Source organism: Acidovorax sp. A1169 (genome assembly GCF_030704685.1).
Lineage (GTDB): Bacteria > Pseudomonadota > Gammaproteobacteria > Burkholderiales > Burkholderiaceae_C > Acidovorax.
On the sequence record NZ_JAUZDX010000002.1, the window covers coordinates 361,580 to 383,858 of the forward strand.

Annotated in this window: 21 protein-coding genes; 9 read left to right on the top strand and 12 right to left on the bottom strand. The window is 68.7% G+C overall.

Going from position 1 to position 22,279, the window contains the following annotated elements; genetic code table 11:
- Positions 1-31 precede the first annotated feature (31 nt).
- Together QYL93_RS04930 and QYL93_RS04935 are read left to right on the top strand one after the other, a co-directional pair.
- The gene (locus QYL93_RS04930) at positions 32-1,846 is read left to right on the top strand and encodes a HAMP domain-containing sensor histidine kinase (RefSeq protein WP_305742609.1); all 1,815 of its coding nucleotides are present in this window, start codon (positions 32-34) and stop codon (positions 1,844-1,846) included.
- Positions 1,830-3,218 (top strand): sigma-54 dependent transcriptional regulator, encoded by a 1,389-nt coding sequence (locus QYL93_RS04935; RefSeq protein WP_305742610.1) that lies wholly within the window; start codon positions 1,830-1,832, stop codon positions 3,216-3,218. Before QYL93_RS04930 ends, QYL93_RS04935 begins: the two co-directional genes overlap by 17 nt.
- A gap of 15 nt (positions 3,219-3,233) precedes the next feature.
- On the opposite strand, the gene QYL93_RS04940 is transcribed toward QYL93_RS04935, so the two are convergent.
- Positions 3,234-4,136, bottom strand: coding sequence for a LysR family transcriptional regulator (locus QYL93_RS04940; protein WP_305742611.1), 903 nt, complete (start codon positions 4,134-4,136; stop codon positions 3,234-3,236).
- A gap of 107 nt (positions 4,137-4,243) precedes the next feature.
- Here QYL93_RS04940 and QYL93_RS04945 point away from each other — a divergent pair, with 107 nt between their 5' ends.
- Both QYL93_RS04945 and QYL93_RS04950 read left to right on the top strand, forming a co-directional pair.
- Positions 4,244-5,512: an SGNH/GDSL hydrolase family protein gene (locus QYL93_RS04945; protein WP_305742612.1), complete on the top strand. Its 1,269-nt coding sequence runs from the start codon at positions 4,244-4,246 to the stop codon at positions 5,510-5,512.
- Positions 5,513-5,588: 76 nt separating this feature from the next.
- Complete coding sequence (locus QYL93_RS04950) at positions 5,589-5,810, top strand: hypothetical protein (protein WP_305742613.1); 222 nt, start codon at positions 5,589-5,591, stop codon at positions 5,808-5,810.
- Positions 5,811-5,853: 43 nt separating this feature from the next.
- On the opposite strand, the gene QYL93_RS04955 is transcribed toward QYL93_RS04950, so the two are convergent.
- Together QYL93_RS04955 and ftsY are read right to left on the bottom strand one after the other, a co-directional pair.
- Positions 5,854-7,722: a diguanylate cyclase domain-containing protein gene (locus QYL93_RS04955; protein ID WP_305742614.1), complete on the bottom strand. Its 1,869-nt coding sequence runs from the start codon at positions 7,720-7,722 to the stop codon at positions 5,854-5,856.
- Positions 7,723-7,821: 99 nt separating this feature from the next.
- Positions 7,822-9,222: a signal recognition particle-docking protein FtsY gene (gene ftsY, locus QYL93_RS04960; RefSeq protein WP_305742615.1), complete on the bottom strand. Its 1,401-nt coding sequence runs from the start codon at positions 9,220-9,222 to the stop codon at positions 7,822-7,824.
- A 27-nt stretch (positions 9,223-9,249) separates the two neighbouring features.
- Here ftsY and QYL93_RS04965 point away from each other — a divergent pair, with 27 nt between their 5' ends.
- The 4 genes from QYL93_RS04965 (at position 9,250) to coaD (ending at position 13,479) form a co-directional block, all read left to right on the top strand.
- Positions 9,250-10,728, top strand: coding sequence for a pitrilysin family protein (locus QYL93_RS04965; RefSeq protein WP_305742616.1), 1,479 nt, complete (start codon positions 9,250-9,252; stop codon positions 10,726-10,728).
- Positions 10,729-10,748: 20 nt separating this feature from the next.
- Positions 10,749-12,095: a pitrilysin family protein gene (locus QYL93_RS04970; protein ID WP_305742617.1), complete on the top strand. Its 1,347-nt coding sequence runs from the start codon at positions 10,749-10,751 to the stop codon at positions 12,093-12,095.
- Entirely contained in the window at positions 12,092-12,817 is a 726-nt protein-coding gene (gene rsmD, locus QYL93_RS04975) for a 16S rRNA (guanine(966)-N(2))-methyltransferase RsmD (protein WP_305742618.1), read from the top strand. Before QYL93_RS04970 ends, rsmD begins: the two co-directional genes overlap by 4 nt.
- A 158-nt stretch (positions 12,818-12,975) precedes the next feature.
- Complete coding sequence (gene coaD, locus QYL93_RS04980) at positions 12,976-13,479, top strand: pantetheine-phosphate adenylyltransferase (protein WP_305742619.1); 504 nt, start codon at positions 12,976-12,978, stop codon at positions 13,477-13,479.
- A 176-nt stretch (positions 13,480-13,655) separates the two neighbouring features.
- Here the strand turns inward: coaD and QYL93_RS04985 are convergent, their stop codons facing one another.
- The 6 genes from QYL93_RS04985 to QYL93_RS05010 all read right to left on the bottom strand — a co-directional run bounded on the left by QYL93_RS04985 (position 13,656) and on the right by QYL93_RS05010 (position 18,506).
- Positions 13,656-14,399, bottom strand: a complete 744-nt coding sequence (locus QYL93_RS04985; RefSeq protein WP_305742620.1) for an alpha/beta fold hydrolase — start codon at positions 14,397-14,399, stop codon at positions 13,656-13,658.
- Positions 14,400-14,463: 64 nt separating this feature from the next.
- On the bottom strand, positions 14,464-15,591 hold the full coding sequence (locus QYL93_RS04990) for a putative zinc-binding metallopeptidase (protein ID WP_305742621.1): 1,128 nt from the start codon (positions 15,589-15,591) through the stop codon (positions 14,464-14,466).
- A gap of 165 nt (positions 15,592-15,756) precedes the next feature.
- A complete protein-coding gene (locus QYL93_RS04995; protein ID WP_057201860.1) occupies positions 15,757-16,074 on the bottom strand; it encodes a BON domain-containing protein in 318 nt (105 codons plus the stop codon).
- 170 nt (positions 16,075-16,244) lie between these two features.
- Complete coding sequence (locus QYL93_RS05000) at positions 16,245-16,634, bottom strand: hypothetical protein (protein WP_305742622.1); 390 nt, start codon at positions 16,632-16,634, stop codon at positions 16,245-16,247.
- A gap of 55 nt (positions 16,635-16,689) precedes the next feature.
- Positions 16,690-16,854 (bottom strand): DUF1328 domain-containing protein, encoded by a 165-nt coding sequence (locus QYL93_RS05005; RefSeq protein ID WP_305742623.1) that lies wholly within the window; start codon positions 16,852-16,854, stop codon positions 16,690-16,692.
- Between the two features lie 278 nt (positions 16,855-17,132).
- Positions 17,133-18,506, bottom strand: coding sequence for a CHASE3 domain-containing protein (locus QYL93_RS05010; protein WP_305742624.1), 1,374 nt, complete (start codon positions 18,504-18,506; stop codon positions 17,133-17,135).
- 124 nt (positions 18,507-18,630) lie between these two features.
- On the opposite strand from QYL93_RS05010, the gene QYL93_RS05015 reads away from it, so the two are divergent.
- The gene (locus tag QYL93_RS05015; protein ID WP_057201863.1) at positions 18,631-19,263 is read left to right on the top strand and encodes a response regulator transcription factor; all 633 of its coding nucleotides are present in this window, start codon (positions 18,631-18,633) and stop codon (positions 19,261-19,263) included.
- Between the two features lie 115 nt (positions 19,264-19,378).
- Here the strand turns inward: QYL93_RS05015 and QYL93_RS05020 are convergent, their stop codons facing one another.
- The 3 genes from QYL93_RS05020 to QYL93_RS05030 all read right to left on the bottom strand — a co-directional run bounded on the left by QYL93_RS05020 (position 19,379) and on the right by QYL93_RS05030 (position 22,231).
- Entirely contained in the window at positions 19,379-19,795 is a 417-nt protein-coding gene (locus QYL93_RS05020) for a response regulator (RefSeq protein ID WP_305742625.1), read from the bottom strand.
- A gap of 111 nt (positions 19,796-19,906) precedes the next feature.
- On the bottom strand, positions 19,907-20,656 hold the full coding sequence (locus QYL93_RS05025) for a molybdopterin-synthase adenylyltransferase MoeB (protein WP_305742626.1): 750 nt from the start codon (positions 20,654-20,656) through the stop codon (positions 19,907-19,909).
- A 138-nt stretch (positions 20,657-20,794) separates the two neighbouring features.
- Positions 20,795-22,231 (bottom strand): S41 family peptidase, encoded by a 1,437-nt coding sequence (locus QYL93_RS05030; protein ID WP_305742627.1) that lies wholly within the window; start codon positions 22,229-22,231, stop codon positions 20,795-20,797.
- Positions 22,232-22,279 lie beyond the last annotated feature (48 nt).

Consider the following 22,279-nt stretch of genomic DNA (forward strand, 5'->3'; position numbering starts at 1 on the left):
TCACCCCCACGCCGGCTTCGTTTTTCATCCCATGCTCATCCGCGCCGTCCTCGGCTTCTCCATCGTCGAAACCCTGGCCCTGGCCGGCATGCTGCTGTGGTGGGCCGACCGGGTGGCCGGCGCCCGGCTGCTGGCCGCCTTCCTGAGCGGCATTGCGCTGTGGATGGCGGGCAACGAACTGCCCAACTGGCTGGGCCCGGGCAGTGGCGACATCGCCATGGCGATGATCGGCTTCTCGCCGCTGACGTCGGCGTTCTTCTTTCACTTCTGCGTGGTGTTCTGCGGTGTGCGGCTGCCGCGCTGGGGAGTGGTGGCGGCGTACCTGCTGGGGGGCTCGGCCACCCTGGCCGTGCAGCTGCTGACGCCGGGCGCCCTGGTCTGGCGCGAGCACGTGGGCCTCATCGCCATCGCCAACACCGTGGGCATGGTCGCCAGCATGGCCTGGGTGCTGCTGGGCCTGGGCGGCATCGCCGTGCTGCTGACGGCGCTGGCACGCGCCCGGCGCCCGGCCTTCAACCAGATCGCGGCGGTCACCGCGTCCTGCCTGTGGGGCGTGGGCTGCCTGTCGGGCTACGGCATTGTGGTGCTCGACTTGCCGCTCTACCCCTTCCCCCTGCTTGGCTTGCCGCTGTACCCGGTGATCCTGGTCTACGGCATCCTGCGCTACGGCGTCTTCGTGTCAAACGCCTGGGCGCGCCGCGCGCTGGCCTGGGCCCTGCTGCTGGCGCTGGGGGCCGTGGTGGTGGCGCTCACGCCGCTGCTGCCCATCGAGTCGCGCTGGATCGGCGGCTTCGTGGTGGCCATCAGCTGCATCGCGCTCAATGGCCCCGTGCGCCAGTTTGCCGAGCGCCTGGTGTACCCGGGCGGCGCGGTCTCGGCGGCCGATTTGCAGTCCTGGCGCCAGGCGCTGCAGTCGGCCGACAGCATGCAGGCACTGGAAAACGAGGCCGGCGCCTTGCTCAGCCTCCGCACGGGCACCGGGGTGCGGGTGCTGCTGGGCGAGGGCGGCGCGCAGGACCCCGGTGACATGCCCAGCCTGCGGGGTACGCGCGCGGGCCCCGGCTGGGCCATCACCCTGCACGGCTGGGAGGCCGCGCCCCCCGGGCCGCGCCGCGTGGCCGAGCTCTTCGGCACCGTAGTGGCCGACGCCGCCGAGCGCGTGGCCCAGGGTGAGCAGATCGCGGCGCGCGAGCGCGAGCGCCAGCTGCAGGCGCGCCTGGCAGAGCTCGGCTCCCTGGCCGCCACGGTGGCGCACGACATCCGCAACCCGCTGAACATCATCGCCATGGCGGTGGCCACGGCCTCGCCCGAGGTGCGCCGCGAAGTGGCCGGCCAGGTGGGGCGCATCGCCCACCTGAGCAGTGACCTGCTCGACTACGCCAAGCCCTGGAAGCTGGTGCCCCAGCGCTACGACCTGGCCGCCCAGGTGCGCGCCGCCGCCGCCAGGCTGCCGCACTGCACGCTGGGGGCCGCGCTGCAGGCGCCCCTGCTGATCGACGGCGACCCGCGGCGCGTGGAGCAGGCACTGACCAACCTGCTGGAGAACGCGCGCGCCGCATCCGGGGCCGGCACCGACACCGCAGTGGCCGTGCACATCGACGCCGAGCAGCGCGCCGATGCCGTGCTGCTGCATGTCTGCGACGACGGCCAGGGCGTGCCCGAGGAGATCCGCCACCGCCTGTTCGAGCCCTTCGCGTCGCGCAGCCCCGGTGGCACCGGCCTGGGCCTGGCCATCGTGGCGCGCACCCTGGCCGCCCATGGGGGCTCGGTGGCGCTCACACAGCGGCCGCCGTGGACCACCTGCTTCACCCTGACCTTCCCCCTCAAAGATGCAAACCCCTCCTGACGCTGCAGACCGTGGCCGCATCCTGCTGGTCGACGACGAGCCGGCCTTCCAGCGCCTGGGCGCCAACTTTTTGCGCGGGTTGGGCCACGAGGTGGTGGTCGCCGGCGACGCCGAGCAGGCCCTGGCCGCATTCGCCGCGCAGCCGGCGCCCGACCTGGTGCTGCTGGACCTGGCCATGCCCCCATCCATGGACCCCGAGGCCGGGCTGGCGCTGGTGCCGCGCTTTGCGCGGGTGCCGGTGATCGTCTGGTCCGGCCATGGCGACCACGAGCTGGCCCTGCGCGCGGCCGAGCTGGGCGCCTGGGACTTCCTCACCAAGCCCATCGACCCGGACATGCTGCGCTTCGTCATCGCGCGCGCCATGCGCAAGGCCAGGCTCGACGCCGAGCTGCGCAGCCTGCGCGCGGCGCAGGCCGGCGACGACGACATGGGCCTGGCCGGCCAGGCTCATGCCACCGTGCAGCTGCGCGCCATGGTGCGGCGCGTGGGGCCCACGCGGGTCAGTGTGCTGGTGCTGGGGCCCACCGGCAGCGGCAAGGAGCTGGTGGCGCGCGCCCTGCACGCCTGCAGCCCGCAGTCGGCCAGCGCCTTTGTCGCCATCCACTGCGGCGCGCTGTCGGCCGAGCTGCTGGAGAGCGAGCTCTTCGGCCACCTCAAGGGCAGCTTCACCGGGGCCTACCGCGACCAGCCGGGCCTGGTCGAGGTGGCCCATGGCGGCACCCTGTTCCTGGACGAGGTGGGCGAAATGCCCCCGCCCATGCAGGTCAAGCTGCTGCGCTTTCTGCAGGAGGGCACTTTCGTGCCCGTGGGCGGGCGCAGCCAGAAGAAGGCCGAGGTGCGCGTGGTGGCCGCCACCCACCGCGACCTGGAGGCCATGGTGCGCGACGGCAGCTTTCGCGAAGACCTGTACTACCGCCTCAAGGGCGTGGTGCTGCGCACCCCCGCGCTCAGCGAGCGGCCGGCCGACGTGCCGCTGCTGGCCACCCGCTTCCTGCACCGCGTGGCGCCCCGTGCCGGCCTGTCGGGCGATGCCCTGGCCTGGCTGGCAGCGCGCGAGTGGCCGGGCAATGTGCGCGAGCTCAAGGCCCTGGTCGAGGCCGCGGGTGCCCTGCTGCTCAAGGACCAGCCCGAGGTCGATGCGCCGCTGCTGCGGCTGGCCGCAGGCGAGGCGGGCGAGGACCACGGCGCCACCGAATCCGCCGCGCCGCTGGAAGGCTTGGGGCCGCTCGATGCAGCGCTGGCCGAGCTGGAGCGCCGGTTGGTCCGCGATGCCCTCCAGTCGGCCGGCGGCAACCAGTCCGAAGCCGCGCGGCGCCTGGGCATTTCGCGCGTGGGCCTGATCAAGAAGCTGGCGCGGCTGGGCTTGCGTTAGGGCCAACGCCGCGTATCAGCCCGGCTTGGCCTTGCCCGGCAACCGGCCCACCCGCTCGGCCAGAAACTCCACCAGCACCCGCACGCGCTGCGGCTGGTAGGGGCGGGCCGCGTACAGCAGGTGGACCTGCTGCGCCGGGCCCGTGTACTTGGGCAGCACGCGCACCAAGCGACCGTCGGCCAGCAGCTCGGCCACCATCCAGGTAGGCTGCAGCGAGATGCCGGCGCCGGCCAGCACGCTCTCGAGCAGGGCCACGGCGTTGTTCACGCGGTAGCGGCTGTGCACCGGCACGTTCACGGGGCCGGCAGGGCCTTGCAGCAGCACACCGTCATCACCCGCCGCATAGCGCAGGTAGTCGTGCGCCAGCAGGTCCTGCGGCTGGCGCGGCCTGCCGTGTGCGGCCAGGTAGGCGGGCGAGGCCACCAGCACGCGCGGCCAGGTGCCCAGGTGGCGGGCGACCAGGTCCGGGGGCAGGGGGCCGCCCAGGCGCAGCGAGACGTCGATGCGCTCCTCCAGCGGGTGGATGAAGCGGTCGTCCAGCACCAGCTCCAGCGCGATGTCTGGGTAGGTGGCGAGGAACTCGCCGGCCATGGCGTTGAGCCGGCACTGGCCCAGCGCCACCGGCGCGCTCACGCGCAGCAGGCCCCGGGGCTGCGTGATGCGCTGGCGCACATCGGCCACCGCCTCGTCGTAGCCCTCCAGCGTGCGCCGAGCATGCTCGTGAAAGCGCTGGCCTTCTTCCGTCAGGCTCAGCCCCGCCGGGGCGCGGCGCAGCAGGCGCACGCCCAGCGACTGCTCCAGCCCGGCCACCAGCTTGCTCACCGTGGGCTGGGTGGTGTCCATGGCCCGCGCCGCGCCCGACAGGCTGCCCAGCTCCACGCTGTGAACGAAGGCCGCGAGCGCGCGCAGGGTGTCCATGGATATTCCGATATCGAATGAATGGCATGCCATTTTGCCGTCTGTTCATGGATCGTGGAATGCAAGACAGTGGGCCCTTCTTTCAGCCCCCACGAGGATCGACCGACATGAACAAGCCCTGGAATCTCACCGCGCACCTGCGCCGCGCCGCTCTGGCGCTGGCGCTGGCCATGGCTGCTGCCGCGCTCCCCGCCGCCGCAGCCGCCGAACACTGGAGCCCGAGCTGGATGGCCGCCACCCAGCCCCTGTGGGGTGGCGACTTCGTGTTGCCGCTGGGCCTGCCCCTGCGGTACCAGCAGCACACCATCCGCCAGGTGGCGCGCTTGAGCGTGGGCGGCACGCAACTGCGCGTGGTGCTCAGCAACGAGGGCAGCACCGTGCCGCTACACATCGGCGCGGCCCGCGTGGCAAGGCATGCCCGGGGATCGGCCACCGTGCCGGGCACGGACCGCCCGCTGCTCTTCGGCGGCCAGGCCGCCACCACGGTGCCGCCTGGTGCGCGCTGGGTAAGCGACCCGGTGGACCTGCCCCTGCCCGCGCTGGCCGAGGTCGCCGTGTCGCTGTACCTGCCCCGGCCCAGCCAGCCCGCAGGCTTTCACTTCGATGCGCGGCAGACGGCCTATGTGGCCAATGGCGACCACACCGCCGCCCTGCAGTTGCCCGCATCGGCCACCGAATGGAGCACCCGCGCCTACGTGAGCGGCTTGCTGGTGCAGACCGCAACGCCGCCGGCAGCCGTGGTCGTGCTGGGCGACTCCCTCACCGATGGCAACGGCGCCACGCCCGGCGCCCACGCGCGCTGGCCCGATGTGCTGGCCGAGCGCCTGGCGGGGCAGGGCGTGGCCGTGCTCAACGCCGGCATCTCCGGCGGCCGGCTGCTGCGTGACGGCATGGGCCGCGCGGGACTCACGCGGGCCGCGCAGGACGTGTTCGGCCAGCCCGGCGTGCGCGCCCTCTTCGTGCTGCTGGGCACCAACGACATCGGCTGGCCCGGCGGCCCCTTCGCACCTGGGGAGCCTGCGCTGCGCGCCGAGGAACTGGTGCAGGGCTACCGCCAGCTCATCGCCATGGCCCGCGTACACAACGTGCGCGTGGTGGCCGGCACCATCCCGCCGTTTGGCGATGCGTTGGCCGGCACGCCGCTGGCCGGCCACTACTCGCCCGAAAAGGACGCCGTGCGCCAGGCTGTGAACCGCTGGATCCGCGAGGGCGGCGCCTTCGATGCGGTGGTGGACTTCGATGCGCTGCTGCGCGACCCGGCCCGCCCCTCGCACCTGCGCGCGGCCTTGGACTCGGGGGACCATCTGCACCCGGACGATGCGGGTTACCGGGCCATGGCCCAGGCCATCGACCTGGAGGCACTGCTGGGCTGGTGAGGGTTGCCCCACCAAGAACCTGCTACAACCCCTGGACGGCCTGCGTTCTGGTCGCGGCGTTTTTCTGGAGGAGCCGATGTCCCACCACCCCCGCTTCAACGTCTTCGGCCGCATCGTTGAAGTGCAGCGCCAGGGCGTGCAGTGGCAGTCCTATCTGATCGGCACGGACGGCAAGCGCGCACCGGCCGGATGGGTGGTGCCAGATTTCATCGAGGTGGACGAGCTGGCCCAGTACCTGGCCGACCTGTTCCATGAAAGCGCCATGCCGCACAACGGCGAGGTGCACCGGATCAGCTAGTCCACCGAAACCGAGAAATCGGCTGTGGGACTTGGGCGCGGGATCACCCTGCGTCGGCAAGGTACACATACAGCCGGTTGCGCCCCATGGTCTTGGCCTGGTACATCGCGTTGTCGGCCTGGCGCAGCACCTCGTCCACCGTCTGGGTATGGCCGGACACCAAGCTCACCCCGATGCTGGCTTCGCATTGGTAGGGCTCGCCTGCAAGCGCGTACGGTTCGCGCAGCGCTGCCAGCATGTTTTCGCCCACGGCCCGTGCCTTGGCCGTGGCCTCGGGGGCTTCCTTGCCCAGGCTTTGCAGCAGCACGACGAACTCGTCCCCGCCCACGCGGGCCACGGTGTCCTGCTCGCGCACGCAGGTGCGCAGGCGCGTTGCCACCTCGCGCAGCAGCAGGTCGCCCATGGCGTGGCCCCGGCTGTCGTTCAGGGCCTTGAAGTGGTCCAGGTCCACGAACAGGGTGGCGGCGATCTGGCCGCTGCGGCTGCTGGCGGCCATCACCTGCTCCAGACGGTCGGTCAGCAGGCGCCGGTTGGGCAACTGGGTGAGGGTGTCGTACAGGGCCAGGTGGCGTGCCTCCTCCTCGGCGGCCTTGCGCCGGGAGATGTCGATGTCGATGCAGAACATCTCCGGCTCCTGGCCTGGCACATGCACATAGGCGTGGCTCGAAAACACGTCCACCGGTGAGCCATCCTTGCGCTTGAGACGCAGCTCCCCCGCGGGGATGGGCTCGCCCGAGCTGAACATGTGCGCGACCTGGGTCGTCACGGCATCGTGCATGGGGGCGGGGATGATCAGCTCCAGCAGGTTCCTGCCCAGAGCCTCCTGCTCGGTGTAGCCGTACAGTTCTTCCGACGCCTTGTTCCAGTACGTGGTGGTGCCGTCGGCCCGGTAGCCCTGCACCGACACCGAGGGGATGCCCAGCAGCAGCGAGCGAAAGCGCAGCTCCGATTCGTGCAGTGCCTGTTGTGCCTGCCAGCGCTCGGTGATGTCGCGCGCCAGAAAGAGGGCGGCTGCCTGCCCATCCACCTTCGTGCCCAGGGGCTGTGCCCGCCCTTCAAAGTACCGAATTCCCGATGCGGTGTACACCGTGTACTCGAGCTTGCGCGGCACGCCCGAAGCCAGCGTGTCCTGCAGCAGCTGCACCAGCCGCTGCGCTTCGCTGGAGGGCAGTACATCGTGCATGCGCTGCCCGACACGCTGGGGGGCCCCAGCGGCATGCATGCCGTCGTTGCGCGAGAACAGCTCCATGCAGCGGCCGTTGCTGTCGAGCACCATCAGTGCATCGGGAATCGCCAGGGTGATGGCCCGCAGGCGGGCGGCACTGCCGGCCAGCGCGAAGTCGGTGGCCTGGCGCTGCTCCACGTCGCGCAGCAGCACGCCCAGCAGGGCGGTGGCTACCGGAAAGATCATCAGGTAGGGGACGGCGACGGTGTCGTTGATGCGCGCCGCCACCTCGGCCGGCAGCCCCTGGAACAGCCCCACCACGGCCAGGTGCAGCAGCACGCCGAAGACCAGCAGGGGCCAGATGCCCACGCCCAGGTGCCAGCGCTGGCGCGCATACCGGTAGGCCAGGCCGGCGGCCACGCAGGTGGTGATGGTCAGCACCCCGATGAAGGCCCCTGCGCCACCCAGCCACAGCCGCCAGCCGGCCGCCATGGCCCCGGCCACCAGGGCCACCGTGGTGCCGCCGAACAGGCCCGCCATGCACAGCACCACCGAGCGTGCGTCGATGATGACGCCCGGGGCAATGGTCAGGGGCGAGAGCATGCCCACGATGCAGATGCCGCCAAACAGCAAGCCCGAGAACGCCTTGCCCACCCGTGGCTGCCTGCGCCACAGCCGCAAGTTGGCCCCGTGCAGAAAGCACAGCGCCAGCAGCAGGGCTGCGCCTTTGACCAGTTCGACGAACAAGGAACCTCCCCGTAGCCTGTGGGCGACGTTCCATCATGTGGCAATTGCTGCCAGCGGTAAATGCAAATTTGGCCGGGTTTACTCCTCCCGGCGCCCCGATCAGGTCAGCAGCGCCTGGGCGAACTCGCGCGCGTTGAAGGTTTCGAGGTCTTCGAGCTTTTCGCCCACACCGATGAAGTACACCGGGATCGGGCGCTCCTGCGCTATGGCGGCCAGCACGCCGCCCTTGGCGGTGCCGTCGAGCTTGGTGACGATGAGGCCGGTGAGCTGCAGCGCATCGTCGAAGGCGCGCACCTGGGCCAGGGCGTTCTGGCCAGTGTTGCCGTCGATCACCAGCAGCACCTCGTGCGGGGCGGTGGCGTCGGCCTTGGTCACCACGCGGCGGATCTTCTTGAGTTCTTCCATCAGGTGCAGCTGCGTGGGCAGGCGCCCGGCGGTATCGACCAGCACCACATCCTTGCCGCGGGCCTTGCCGGCCGTGACGGCGTCAAAGCTCACGGCGGCGGGATCACCGCCCTCCTGGCTGACGATTTCCACGGTGTTGCGGTCGGCCCAGACGCCGAGCTGCTCGCGCGCCGCTGCGCGGAAGGTGTCGGCCGCCGCCAGCAGCACGGCCGCACCCTCGCCAGACAGGTGCCTGGTCAGTTTGCCGATGGACGTGGTCTTGCCCGCGCCGTTGACCCCCGCCACCATGATCACGGTGGGCGTGTACTGGCCGATGACCAGTGCTTTCTCCAGCGGGCGCAGCAGGTCGGTCAGCGCATCGGCCAGCAGGCCCTTGACCTGGGCCGGGTCGGTGGTCTTGCTGTCCTTGACGCGGCGCTTGAGGTCGGCCAGCAGGTGCTCTGTGGCCTTGACGCCGGTGTCGGCCATGAGCAGGGCCTCTTCCAACTCCTCGTACAGCGCATCGTCGATCTGCGTGCCCGTGAAGACCGTGGCGATGCTGCTGCCGGTCTTGCGCAGGCCCAGCTTGAGTCGGTCCAGCCAGCCCTTGCGCTCGGCCACCACGGGGGGCGCAGGCACCGGGGCCACCACGGGCGGCGGTGCGGGAACCGGCGCCGGGGGGGGCACCACGGGGGCGGGGGGGGGCACGGGAGCCGCCACTGGGGCTGCAACCGGAGCTGGCGACGGGGGGGGCGGGGAGGCGGGGCCGGTCGGGGCCGGCGGCGGAGCAATGATTACGGGTGGTGTCCAGGGTGCCGGGGCCGCAGGCACTGGCGCTGCAGTGGGGGCGGGTGCAGGGGGTGGTGCGGGGGCCAGTACCGGTGCGATGGGCTGCGCTGGCGCGGGCTCCGCCTTCCCGCCAAAGGGATTGCGCAGCCAGCCCAGGCCGGGGATGGCCGGTGCCGGTGCGGGGGCCTGGGCCGGCTGCGGCGCAGGGGGCTCGGGCTGGGCCGCGGGTGAGTAAGCAGGTGCAGGGGCTCCGGGCGCGGCCACCGATGAGGGCTCATCGGCAGGGGCGGGCGAGGTGGGGGGCTTTTTCTTGAAAAAACTGAACATTGGCGGGTTCTTAGAATCAGCCATTCTATGAAACGCGCTTTCACCCTACTGGGCCTGCTGGCCTGCCTCGGCGCCGGAGCCACCACAACCGTGGTTTCTCCGGCATCCCTTCCATCGTCTGCAGCGGGTGGGGCCGTCGCGGCGCCGCCCGGGCCGGGAGGTGCGGGGCCGCGTGCCACGGCCTCCGGCGCGCAGCAATTCACGCTCGCCAACGGCATGCAGCTCATTGTGCAACCCGACCACCGGGCCCCCACGGCGGTGCACATGGTCTGGGTGCGGGTGGGCTCCATGGACGAGGTGGACGGCACCTCGGGCGTGGCCCACGTGCTCGAGCACATGATGTTCAAGGGTTCCAAGACCGTGCCGCCGGGCGACTTCTCACGCCGCGTGGCGGCCCTGGGCGGGCGCGAGAACGCCTTCACCAGCCGCGACTACACTGGCTACTACCAGCAGATCCCGGCCAACCGGCTGGAGGACGTGATGCGCCTGGAATCTGACCGCTTTGCCCACAACCAGTGGCCCGACGAAGAGTTCAAGAAGGAAATCGAGGTGGTCAAGGAGGAGCGGCGCATGCGCACCGAAGACCAGCCACGTGCCGTTCTGGCCGAGCAGCTGTTTGCCGCCACCTTCACCGCCGCCCCCTACCGCCGCCCCATCGTGGGCTGGATGAGTGACCTTGATGCCATGACGCCGGACGACGTGCGCGCCTTCCACCGCCAGTGGTACACCCCGACCAATGCTGCGGTTGTGGTGGCCGGCGACGTGGATGTGGCCAAGGTTCGTGCCCTGGCCGAAAAATACTACGGCAAGCTGCCCACGCATGTGCTGCCCGTGCGCAAGCCGCGCACCGAGCCGGCCCAGCAGGGGCTGCGCCGCATTGCGGTGAAGGCGCCTGCCGAGCAGGCCTACGTGGCCCTGGCCTTTCGCGTGCCGGCGCTGGAGCGCCTGCAGGACCTGCAGGAGCCCGACCGCGATGCGCTGGCCCTGCTGATGCTGTCCGCCGTGTTCAGCGGCTATGACGGTGCGCGCCTGGAGCGCGCCCTGAGCCAGGGTGAGAACCGTGTTGCCGACAGCGTGGGCAGTTCGGCCATGGTGACCGGGCGCGGACCGGCGCTGTTCATGTTCACCGGGGTTCCCACGGGCGGCAAGACGGCCCAGCAGGTGGAAGACGGCCTGCGCGCCGAAGTGGCGCGCGTGGCGCGCGAGGGCGTGAGCCAGGCCGAGCTGGAGCGCGTGAAGACGCAGTGGATCGCCTCCACCGTCTATGAGCGCGACTCGGTCCACAGCCAGGCGCAGGAACTGGGCGGCAACTGGGTGCAGGGCTTTCCGCTGGATGCGGAAGAGCGCCTGCTGGACCTGATGCGCACCGTGACGCCGGCCCAGGTGCAGGCCGTGGCCGCCAAATACTTCGGCGATGACCAGCTCACCGTGGCCACGCTGCTGCCGCAGCCGCTCGATACCCCCCGTCCCCGCCCGGCCCCCAAGGCCGGTGCTGCCCGCCACTGAACCCCTGGGGTCTCCCTCTCATGATCAATTTCAAGAAACTGGCGGTCGGCACGTTACTGGCCAGCAGCAGCGCGCTGTTCTACTGCGGCTCCGCCTGGGCCCTGCTGCCCATCCAGCACTGGACAGAGCCCAACGGCGCCCGCGTATGGCTGGTGGAAAGCCCCGTCATCCCCATGGTGGACGTGCAAATCGACTTCGATGCCGGCAGCCGCCGCGACCCGGTGGTACAGGCCGGCCTGGCCAGTGCCACGGCCTCCATGGCATCCAAGGGCGTCAAGGGCCAGGGCACTGAGCCCGCGCTCGACGAAAACGCGCTCGGCGAGGCCTGGGCCGACCTGGGCGCCAGTTTCGAAGCCGGCGCAGACAGCGACGCCATGCATTTTTCGCTGCGCTCGCTGACCGATCCGCCGCTGCTGGACAAGGCCGCGCGCCTGGCGGCGCGCCAGATCGCCGAGCCGAGCTGGCCGGCCGATATCTGGGCGCGCGACCGCGCCCGCTGGAGCGCGAGCATCAAGGAGTCGAACACCCGCCCTGCTACCGTGGCCGAAAGAGCCTTTAGTGCCGCTGTTTACGGCAGCCACGCCTACGGCGTGCGCACCACGGAAGAGACGCTGGCGCGCGTCAACATTGCAGACATGCAAGCCTTTCACGCCAATACCATCGTGGCCTGCCGCGCCAAGGTAAGCATCGTCGGCGCGGTCACACGGGCCCAGGCGCAGACGCTGGTTGCCACGCTGCTGGCGCGCCTGCCCGCAGCGGCGGCATGCGCACCGCTGCCCGCCGTTGGCGAGATCGCCGCGCTGACCGCTCCCGAGGAAAAGAACATTCCCTTTGCCTCCGCGCAGGCGCATGTGCTGATCGGGCAGCCGGGCTTTGCGCGCCGCGATCCCGATTTCATTGCGCTGCTGGTGGGCAACCACATCCTGGGCGGTGGCGGCTTCGTCTCGCGCCTGACCGAAGAGGTGCGTGAAAAACGCGGCCTGAGCTACAGCGTCTACAGCTACTTCGCGGGGGGGCTGCATGCCGGGGCCTTCACCATCGGTTTGCAGACGCGCCCCGACCAGGCGGCCCAGGCCGTGAAGGTCTCGCGCGACGTGTTGGCCCGCTTCGTGGCCGAAGGCCCCACCGAGGCTGAGCTGCGCGCCGCCAAGGACAACCTGATCGGCGGCTTCGCGCTGCGCATCGACAGCAACAAGAAGCTCTTGGGCAACGTGGCCAACATCGCCTGGAACGACCTGCCGCTCGACTACCTGGACCGCTGGACCGAGCGCGTTGACGCCCTCACCGTGGCCGACATCCGCGCCGCCATGCAGCGCAAGCTGCAGCCTGAGCGCATGGTGACCGTGGTGGTGGGAGGCAAGCCATGAGCCGCTCCATACTGCGCACGGGCGCCATCAGCGCAGAGATCCGCAAGGCCCAGGCTGCAGCCGCTGTCGCGCCCGCTGCCAAGAACGCCAAGAAAGGCGCTGCCACCAAGGACAAGGCGGCCGCTGCGGCTGCGCCCAAGGGTGCGGGCGAAATCCGCATCATTGGCGGGCAATGGAAGCGCACCCGCCTGCCGGTGGCCCAGCGCCCGGGCCTGCGGCCCACGCCCGACCGTGTGCGCGAGACCCTGTTCAACTGGCTGGGCCAGGACCTGACGGGCTGGCGCTGCCTGGATGCCTTTGCCGGCACCGGCGCCCTGGGCCTGGAGGCCGCCTCGCGCGGCGCGGCGGCCGTGCAGCTGGTGGAGAGCGATGCCGCGCTGGTGGCGCAACTGCACACCCTGCAGCAGCGCCTGGAGGCAAGGGCCGTGCGCGTGCAGCGCGGCGACGGCATTGCCGCGCTGCGCCAGGCCGCCCCCGACAGCCTGGACCTGGTGCTGATCGACCCGCCTTTCGACAGCAAGCTGTTCGAATCGGCGCTGGATGCAGCTGGCAAGGCCGTGGCCGCCAGCGGCTACGTGTACCTGGAGGCCCCGGTCGCCTGGACCGATGAAGGCCTGGCCGCCAGCGGGCTGGTGGTTTACCGCCACCTCAAGGCCGGCGCGGTGCATGCACATCTGCTGCGGCCCGTGGGCGCCGCGGCTGTGCCTGGAGAGGCCGGCTGAGCTTCGTTCGCGCCCGGCCACATGTGCGTCCGGGCGGGCCAAAAAGGGAGGCGGGCACAACCATGTTGCAGTGCACTGCATAATGCGCCCAAGCGGCCCGGCAGGCCCACAAGAGGCCGGGGCCAGTGCCAATTCCGCCGTACAGGAGACAACCCGCCATGGCCCAGAACGTGCTCGCCGTCTATCCCGGAACCTTTGATCCCATCACCCTGGGGCATGAAGACGTGGTGCGCAGGGCCACCCAGCTGTTCGAACGCGTGATCGTCGCCGTGGCGGCGGGCCACCACAAGAAGACCTTGTTCAACCTGGAGGAGCGCATCGACATGGTGCGCGAGGCGGTCAAGGGCTACCCCCAGGTGCAGGTGGAAAGTTTCTCGGGTCTGTTGCGCGACTTCGTCGTGTCGCGCGGCGGCAAGGCCATGGTGCGCGGCCTGCGCGCCGTGACCGACTTCGACTACGAATTCCAGCTCGCCGGCATGAACCGCAGCCTGATGCCCCAGGTGGAAACCGTGTTCCTGACCCCCAGCGACAAGTACCAGTTCATCAGCAGCACCTTCGTGCGCGAGATCGCGGTGCTGGGCGGCGAGGTGACCAAGTTCGTCTCGCCCTCGGTGCAGGAGCGGCTGGCCGTGAAGGTGCGCAGCCTGGCGCCCCAACCCTGAGCTGGCCGGTTTGCGGACGGCTCGTGCGTTAGCAGCGAACCTTTGAACGGCGCGCTACCTAAGCCAGGACCGCCGCGCAAGGGCCGCCCCGCCGCGCTGGCGGTGTCCCCCTTCCCGAATGGCGCAGCCATTCGAGAGAAGGGGTGAAGGCGCGCAGCGCCTCAGGGGGTTGTACTCTATGCAATCCAGCCGCCGCGCTGCAGCCACTGGGTGAGCAGCGTGTTGACCACCTCGGGCCGCTCCATGGTCAGCATGTGGCCGCAGTCGGCCACCACTTCGAATTCGGCGCCAGGGACCAGGCCCGCGATCTCTTCGGAGCAGACCAGCGGCGTGAGCTGGTCCGCTTCGCCGCAGACCACCAGCACGGGGCATTTCACCTGGGGAAGGTGCGGGCGGGCGTCCGGGCGATCGATGACGGCGCGGTTCTGGCGCACCAGTTGCTCGGCGCCTGCGCGCAGCACAAAATCCAGGTAGTCCTGCACCAGGTCGGCTCGCGCCGCGCCGCTGGGGTGGAAGGCGAAGGCCACATTGGGTTCGATCACCTCGCGCACGCGCCCCTGCTCGAACAATGCGATGGCCGCTTCGCGCAGCGCCTGCATCTCGGGGGTTTCCGGCCGGGCGGTGGTGCCCAGCAGGGCCAGCCCGACGACACGGCCCGGTGCCTGCCGGGCTGCTTCCATGGCGATCATGCCGCCCATCGAGGCGCCGCACAGCAGCAGGGGGCCGGGGTATTGCGCGAGCAACAGGGCCGCCATGGACTGCACGGTAGTGGCCTCGGGCCGGGTGTGCACTTCGGTGATCTCCGGGCGCAAGGCCGCTGGCAGTACCGCGCGCTGAAAGCGCCACATGGTCGCGTCGCCTGCCAAACCTGGAATCAGCAGCAGTTGCGGCGCAGGGCTGGGAGGCGGATTGGTCGTCATGGCAGTCATCGTCGTCGGGGTCGTCATCATCGGGGACGGGGCAGGGGCGGGGCCTTCCTGCCGCTCATCCCACTGCGCTGGTGGCCGGGTGGGCTGGCGCGTTGCTGCTGCCGCTGGACTGTGCCCCCTGCACGATGTCGTGCACGAAGCGCAGCTTGACCATGGCCCCCGAAGACAGGGCAAACGGGTAGGCATCGTCCTGACCGAGGCTGCGGTTGAGGCTGTTGAGCAGCAAGGTCAGCGGCACCCATTGGCGCACCATGTCGTGAAAATCCGGATGGTTGGCCACGAACGGGTCGGTCACATGGTGGCGCATGGCCATGTGCGGATCGGGCACGGTCACGGCGGTCTGGTAGCTGGCGGCGGTCTCCAGCAGGTCCACCATGTGCAGGTAGTGGGCCCAGGTTTCTGCCCAGTCTTCCCACGGGTGGGCAGCGGCGTAGGCGCTGACATGGTTCAGGAACCAGTCGTTGCCGTTGCTGCCCTTGGCATAGTGGGCATCGAGCGCGGCGGAATAGTCCTGCCGCTCGTCACCGAACACTGCGCGGAACGCATCCAGCCGGTGGCCATCGCGCACCAGCTGGTCCCAGTAGAAATGGCCGGACTCATGGCGCAGGTGGCCGATCAGGGTGCGGTAGGGTTCGCCCAGGGCGATGCGTCGGCGTGCGCGCTCGTCGTCATCGGCTTCGGCCACATTGAGGGTGATGGTGCCTCCCTGGTGACCGGTGAGAATGGCGGGGCCCCCCAGCATATCGGCCAGAAACTCGAACACCGGCCCGTAGCGCCCCGGAACCGGCTCCAGCCCCAGGCGGGCGAGGGTGTAGAACAGCTGGCGCTTGGCGCCCTCGATCTGTTTCCAGCGGCGCAGGTTGGCCATGTCCGACAGATCGGGCAGCAGGCGCGTCTGCCGGCACGATACGCACAGCTGGGCATAGTCGTTGGACGGCACGGCGAAGTTGCATGCGTCGTAGGTGGTGTGGTTGTGGCACATGCGGTACAGCCGGCCGCTGTACTGCGCTGTACCCCGTTCGCCCAGGCGCCGCCACAGGTCCGGGCCATCCTGGGGGGCCGGCGTCAGCGCCGCCATCGTCTGCTGGTCTGGCAGAAAGGCCAGCGCGCTGCCACAGTGCAGGCATTGCACGCTGTCGAAAAACACCAGATGACCGCAGTGGTCGCAATTGAATACCCGCATGGGCTTAGCTTAAACCCAGACGCCATGCGACAGTGGACTCAATGGAGGGTCTTCCATGCAAATGGAGCTCCAAGCCATGCAGCAATGGCAAAAGCAGGCCAGGCGATGAAGCCGGGCCTGCTTTTGGGCCATCAGCGGTTTTCACCGGCCGATGGCGGGCGTCGTTCAGGGACGAACGACGATGCTGTTGCGCACTTCGCGCACATGCTTGGTGTTGCGGGCGATGTTTTCAGCCTGGTTCTTCTCGGAGGCGGACTTGGCGAAGCCCGACAGCTGTACCGTGCCGTTGAGGGTTTCCACGCTGATCGAGGTGGCGGAAACGGACTTGTCTTCAGCCATCTTGGCCTTCACAGCGGTGGTGATGCCTGCGTCATCGACGTAGGAGCCCACAGTTTGCTGGTCGCGCGCCACCGAGCAGCCTGTGGCGGTGACGATGGTGAGGCCGGCAACTGCGGCAAAGGCGAGGGCACGTGCGTATTTCATGGTTTTTCCTTCTTCAGTGGTATTGGGAACGCGGGTGCTTTGGCAATTTCAATCAACCGGTCTTTTGCACCCTCCATGACCGGCTGACTGTAGGTTCTGGAACACTGGCCTGTGGCCCCTGTTCCAGTAAATTCCGGGTTAGTCGGCGGGTGTTTTCCCGCCGGCTGGATTCAATAGCTGCGGCGGCGCGATGCCCACAGGATCAGGCTGGCGGTCAGGGCCCCCACGCCGGCAGCGATGACGATCGACTTGCCGGGCTGCTCGGCCACGTATTTGCTGGTCGCATCGGCCACGTCCTGCACCTGGCGGCGGGCGCGGGCGCTGGCTTCGGCCGCGTAGTCGATGCTGCGGCTGGCCAGCTCCTGGGCGCGTGCGGCCAGATCGTCGATGGCAGGGTCGGCTTCCCGGCGCAGCGCACGGACCTTGCTTTCTGCCTTGTCCAGCGATCCATTGGCGAGGTTGCGCGTGGTTTGCACCGCATCCTGGGCGCTTTGCAGCACGTCGTCGGTCAGGGTGCGGGCGCTCTCGGCAACCTTGTTGGTGGCGGATTGGATGGTCATTGGTTCACTCCTTGGTGTAGACGATGGGATGGTCGGCAAGCTTCGAGGGGGCTTTTCAGCCCCTTCGCAGCAGGCCCACGACGAAGGTGACAACGGCCATGATCACGAACACGAAGAACAGGATCTTGGCGATACCCACGGCACCTGCGGCGATGCCGCCGAAGCCGAAGACGGCTGCGATCAGTGCGATGACCAGAAAAACGACGGCGTAGTGCAGCATGTGCTTCTCCATTGGGGCCGGACATCCGGCGAGAGGTTCAGTCAGCGCCTTTCGTTGGCGCCTGACTCCAATGTAGGTGGCAGGTGTCGGGCAGGATGCCGGTGGCCGGCGCGCCGTTTTGTCGGTGGCTGGACGCCCGCCTTGTAGGACAGGGGCTTGCTGGATGGGGCGGGGCAGGTCATGGGCTGGCGAGCCGGGGATTGCCCTGGCCCCCGGCCTGCCGTTGCGGCAGGGGAAAAGGCCTTCAGAACGGAGCAGGTGCGCCTGCTGCGTGCCGGTCAGGCGGGGCTGTGCTGCAGCGGCAGAATGGCCGAGACCAGCGCGCCATTGCCAGGCCGCGAGGTGATGGTCAGGCGCCCGCCGGCGGCCTCCACGCGGTGGCGCATGCCGGCCAGGCCATGGGAGGATGGGCTCACGCTGGCCGGGTCGAACCCCTGGCCGTCATCGCGCACCTGCACGGCCACATGCTTGGGGTGGCTGTGCACCGAGACCAGCACCTTCTGCGCCTTGGCATATTTGCCGATGTTGGTGAGCGATTCCTGCACCAGCCGGTAGACGGTCAGTTGCGTGGTGTCGGGCAGCTGCACGGGCTCCAGGCTGGTTTCCACCTCGATGCCGGCGCGTTCGCCGTACTCGCGCGCAAGGATCTCGATGGCCGCCGTCAACCCCAGGTTGGACAGGGACGAGGGGCGCAGGTCTTCGATGATGCGGCGCTTGAGCGCAATGCCGCTGTTGAGCGTCTCGGTCAGGTGGCGCAGGCGCTCGGCGATCTCGGGCACCTGGATGTCGATCTTGGATTTGAGGCGCGCCACGTCGAGCTTGGCCGCCGTGAGCAGGGCGCCCAGTTCGTCGTGCAGTTCGCGCGCGAGGTGCCCTCGTTCGTCTTCGCGCACCTGCTGCAGGTGGCTGGCCAGCTCGGACAGCGTGGCTGTGCGCTCGCGCACCAGGCCTTCGAGCCGGTCGCGCTCGCGCTCCAGCAGCAATTGCTCGCGCAGGCTGAACTCCTGCAGCGCATGTGCCTGGCGCAGGTACATGAAGAAGGCCAGCAGCCCGATGGCGGTGACCGTGGCTATGCCGATGCGCGACAGCATCAGCGAGCGCAGCACCTGCGCCTGCCCCTGCTTGACAACGACGGCGCTGCGGTCGATGAGGGCCTGCGCATGCTTGCGGATGGCCTCCATGTTCTCCATGCCCACGTCGGTGTGCAGGATGAATTTCCAGGCGTCTTCGTTGCCCTGGCGGCGCAGCTTGAGGCTCAGCTCCATCTCGGCGAGCTTGCGCGAGATCTGGCGCGACAGCAGGGACAGCTCCTGCATGTCGTCGGGCGAGTCGAGGAACTGGTTGCGCAGGTTGTCGAGGTCCTGCTGCACACTGGCCAGCGCCTTGTCGTAGGGTTCCAGGTAGCGGTCGTTGCCGGTGAGCAGGTAGCCGCGCTGCCCGGTCTCGGCATCCAGCATGCTCTGCAGCAGGCGGTTCAAGGCCCCGTGCGTCACCTGGCCATGGGCCATCTGCGTGACGGCGCCCTGCGATCGCATGTGGCCGACCTCGTTGATCCCCACCAGCACCATGGCCGCCAGCAGCGCCATGGGCAGGCTCAGGGCCATCTTGCGGACTTTGGGAAGCAAGTCCTTGGAGATCTCATGCAAATTCATATGCGTTATTCTGGATAATGGCATCAGGCCGGCCTACGGCACTGCCCTGTGGCGGGAGATCGGAACGCAGGTGCATTCAACAAAAAATTGGGAGCGGGACGCCCCCTCCCCGAAAGAACGCTCAATGATCAAGATCGGCATTGTGGATGACCATGCAATTGTTCGCTCCGGACTTCGCCAGTTCCTGTCCGAGCATGTGGATCTGCGCGTGGAAGGCGAGGCCTCCAACGGCCGCGAAGCCATCGACCTGGTGCGCACCCACGAAATCGACGTGCTGCTGATGGACCTGTCCATGCCCGGCCAGAGCGGCCTGGATGCGCTGGCCATGCTGCGCGCCAAGGCGCCCGACATGGGTATTTTGATTCTCAGCGGCTACCCGGAGGAGCATTACGCCATCAATCTCATCCGCCAGGGGGCCAGCGGCTACCTGAACAAGGAATGCGACCCCTCCGAGATCGTGGAGGCCATCCGCATCATTGCCCTGGGCAAGCGCTACCTCACGCCCGCCGTGGCGGACCTGCTGGCCCAGCAGCTCAACCGCAAGGACGACGCCCCGCCGCACGAGCAGTTGTCGGAACGCGAGTTCCAGGTGTTCCTCAAGCTGGCCAAGGGCGAGACGGCCGGCGACATCGCCAAGTCGCTGTCGCTGAGCGTGAAGACGGTAAGCACCTACCGCACGCGCCTGATGGAAAAGATGAGCCTGTCGTCCAACAGCGACCTGACCTACTACGCGCTCAAGAACCGCCTGATCGATTGAGCGCAAGGCCGCCTGGCGGCAAGGTGGCTGCGGCTCCCGCGCCGCCGTTGCCCTGCCCAGGCAGGCGCGGTTCTTCATCAAGGCGAGTGTGCGTGCTGGCGGTGCGCCAGCGCGCTCAAGGGGTGCCGTACACGGGAGGGAGGGCGTCGGGGGCGGGGTGTACGCTGCCATGCTCTATGCAGTAGTCCACCAGGGCATCGATTTCGTTGGATTTGTCGAACACCGCATCCACGCCCAATTGGGCGCAGCGCATGCGGATGTCGGGGGTGGCATAGTTGCTCAGCACCACCATCTTCTGGTGCGGCCTGCGGTCGCGGCAGGCGGCCAGCACGCCCAAGCCACTGCCCTGGCGCAGGAACAGGTCGACGATGGCCAGGTCCCACTGCTCCTGGTGGCCGGTGAGCCAGCCCTTGCCCTCGTCTTCGGTCTCCGCCACTCCCACCGCCTCGACGGATGCCAGTTCTTCCAGAGTACCGATGAGGTTCTCGCGGATGGTGGCATTGTCTTCAACGATGTACGTGCGGAGTTTCACTACGGATCCAGGTGACGGTCGGTGCAGCCAGACGATGGCCTGGTTCTGAATTTAACCGAAGTGCCTCTGCCATTCTGACAGCGGCTGCACGCAGGCCATGTAGGAGCGCTCCTACGGTGACGCGCACACAACACATCCAGGCGCGCGCTCCACGTGCATGGTGCTCCATTCCATCGAGCGGCCGTCCAGCATCATCAGCCGCCCGGCCAGCGTGGTGCCCACCCCGGTGATCAGTTTCAGTGCCTCGGCCGCCTGCATCGTCCCGATGATGCCCACCAGGGGTGCGAACACCCCCATGAGCGCGCAGCTGACCTCCTCGAACTGTGCGTCCGGCGGGAAGATGCAGGCGTAGCAGGGTGCCTTGCCGTTGCGCGGGTCGATCACCGTGATCTGCCCGTCGAAGCGGATCGCCGCCCCCGCCACCAGCGGCACGCCATGGCGCACGCAGGCTGCGTTGACCGCATGGCGGGTGGCGTAGTTGTCGCTGCAGTCCAGCACCACGCTGGCGCCGGGCAGCAGTTCGTCCAGCAGGGCCGCATCGGCGCGGGCCTCGATGGCATGGACCTGGACTTCGGGGTTGATGGCTGCCACCGCCTGCGCGGCCGACTGCACCTTGGGCGTGCCCACGCGCGCCGTGGTGTGGGCGATCTGGCGCTGCAGGTTGGTCAGGTCCACCGTATCATCGTCCACCAGCGTGATGCGGCCCACGCCGGCGGAGCCCAGGTACAGCGCTGCGGGCGAGCCCAGGCCCCCGGCGCCGATGATGACGGCATGGGCGGCCAGCACGCGCTCTTGCCCCTCGATGCCGATCTCGTCAAGCAGGATGTGGCGCGAATAGCGCAGGAGTTGGTCGTCGGTCATGGGCTGGCGCGGTGCGGCGGGTGGGGTTGCGATTGTGCGGGAGCTGGGGCCGGCAGCGCAGGCAGGGCGTGAAAAAGGCCGGATTCCCTGGGAAATCCGGCCTTGGGGGCTGGGCGCTGAGCGTTTGCCTCAGGGGGCTCAGTTTTCCTTCTTGTCTTCCTTGCGCTCGGTCAGTGTCTTGCTGACCAGCACGGGACGGCCCTTGAGCTGGTTCAGGGCCTGCACCAGCTGAAAGTCCTTGTCGGTGCCGAATTCGGGCGCCTTGCGGTCGGCGGCCGGCTTCTTGGCCTCTTCTTCCAGGCGTTTGCGGGCTTCCTCGCGGGCCTTTTCACGGGCGGCGTCCTTCTTTTCCTCGCCCTGGCCGCTGCCCAGGTGCTTGTCCAGGTCGGCCTCGCGCATGCGCAGGGCGGCGAACACGTTGCCTTCTTCGGACTCGTCGATCATCACGTCGGGCACGATGCCCTTGGCCTGGATCGACTTGCCGCTCGGGGTGTAGTAGCGCGCCGTGGTCAGCTTGATGCCCGTGTCCGGGCCCAGGGGGCGTACGGTTTGCACCGAGCCCTTGCCGAAGGTCTGGCTGCCCATGATGGTGGCCCGCTTGTGGTCCTGCAGCGCGCCGGCCACGATTTCGCTGGCCGAGGCCGAGCCTTCATTCACCAGCACCACCATGGGCACCGACTTGATGGAGGCGGGCAGGCGGCGCAGGGGATCGCCGCCGCTGCGGCGCTGGTAGTACTCGGGTGCTGCCTTGTAGGTGGACTTGCTCTCTGCCAACTGGCCGTTGGTGGTGACCACCGTGACGTTCTCGGGCAGGAAGGCGGCGGAGATGGCCACAGCCGCATCGAGCAGGCCACCCGGGTCGTTGCGCAGGTCCAGCACCAGGCCCTTGATGTTGGGGTCCTGCTTGTACATCTCTTCCATCTTGCGCACGAAGTCGTCGACCGTGCGTTCCTGGAATTGCGACAGGCGGATCCAGGCGTAGCCGGGCTCGATCACCTTGCCCTTGACGGACTGGGTCTTGATCTCTTCGCGCGTGATGGTCACCGGGAAGGTGCGGCTCTCGTCCTTGCGGAAGATGGTGAGCGTGACCTTGGTGTTGGGCTCGCCGCGCATGCGCTTGACGGCGTCGTTGAGCGCCAGGCCCTTCACGGCCGTTTCATCGATCTGGGTGATCAGGTCGTTGGGCTTGAGGCCGGCGCGGAACGCGGGCGAGCCTTCGATGGGGGAGACCACCTTGATCAGCCCGTCTTCCTGCGTGATCTCGATGCCCACGCCGACGAAGCGGCCCGACGTGCCTTCGCGGAATTCCTTGAAGGACTTCTTGTCGAAATACTGGGAGTGCGGGTCCAGGCTGGCCACCATGCCGGAGATGGCATCGGTGATGAGCTTCTTGTCGTCCACCGGCTCGACATAGTCGGTCTTGACCAGGCCGAACACGGCCGACAGCTGCTGGATTTCTTCCAGAGGCAGGGGGGTCATGGCGCCGCGCGCGACGGTCTGCAATGACACCGTGGTGAGCGCTCCGGCCACCACACCTACCGATACCCATCCTGCAATTTTGAGTTTTTGGCCCATAGAACACCTTTTGCCGCGTCAATATACACCTTGGAAGGGCCAAACCCG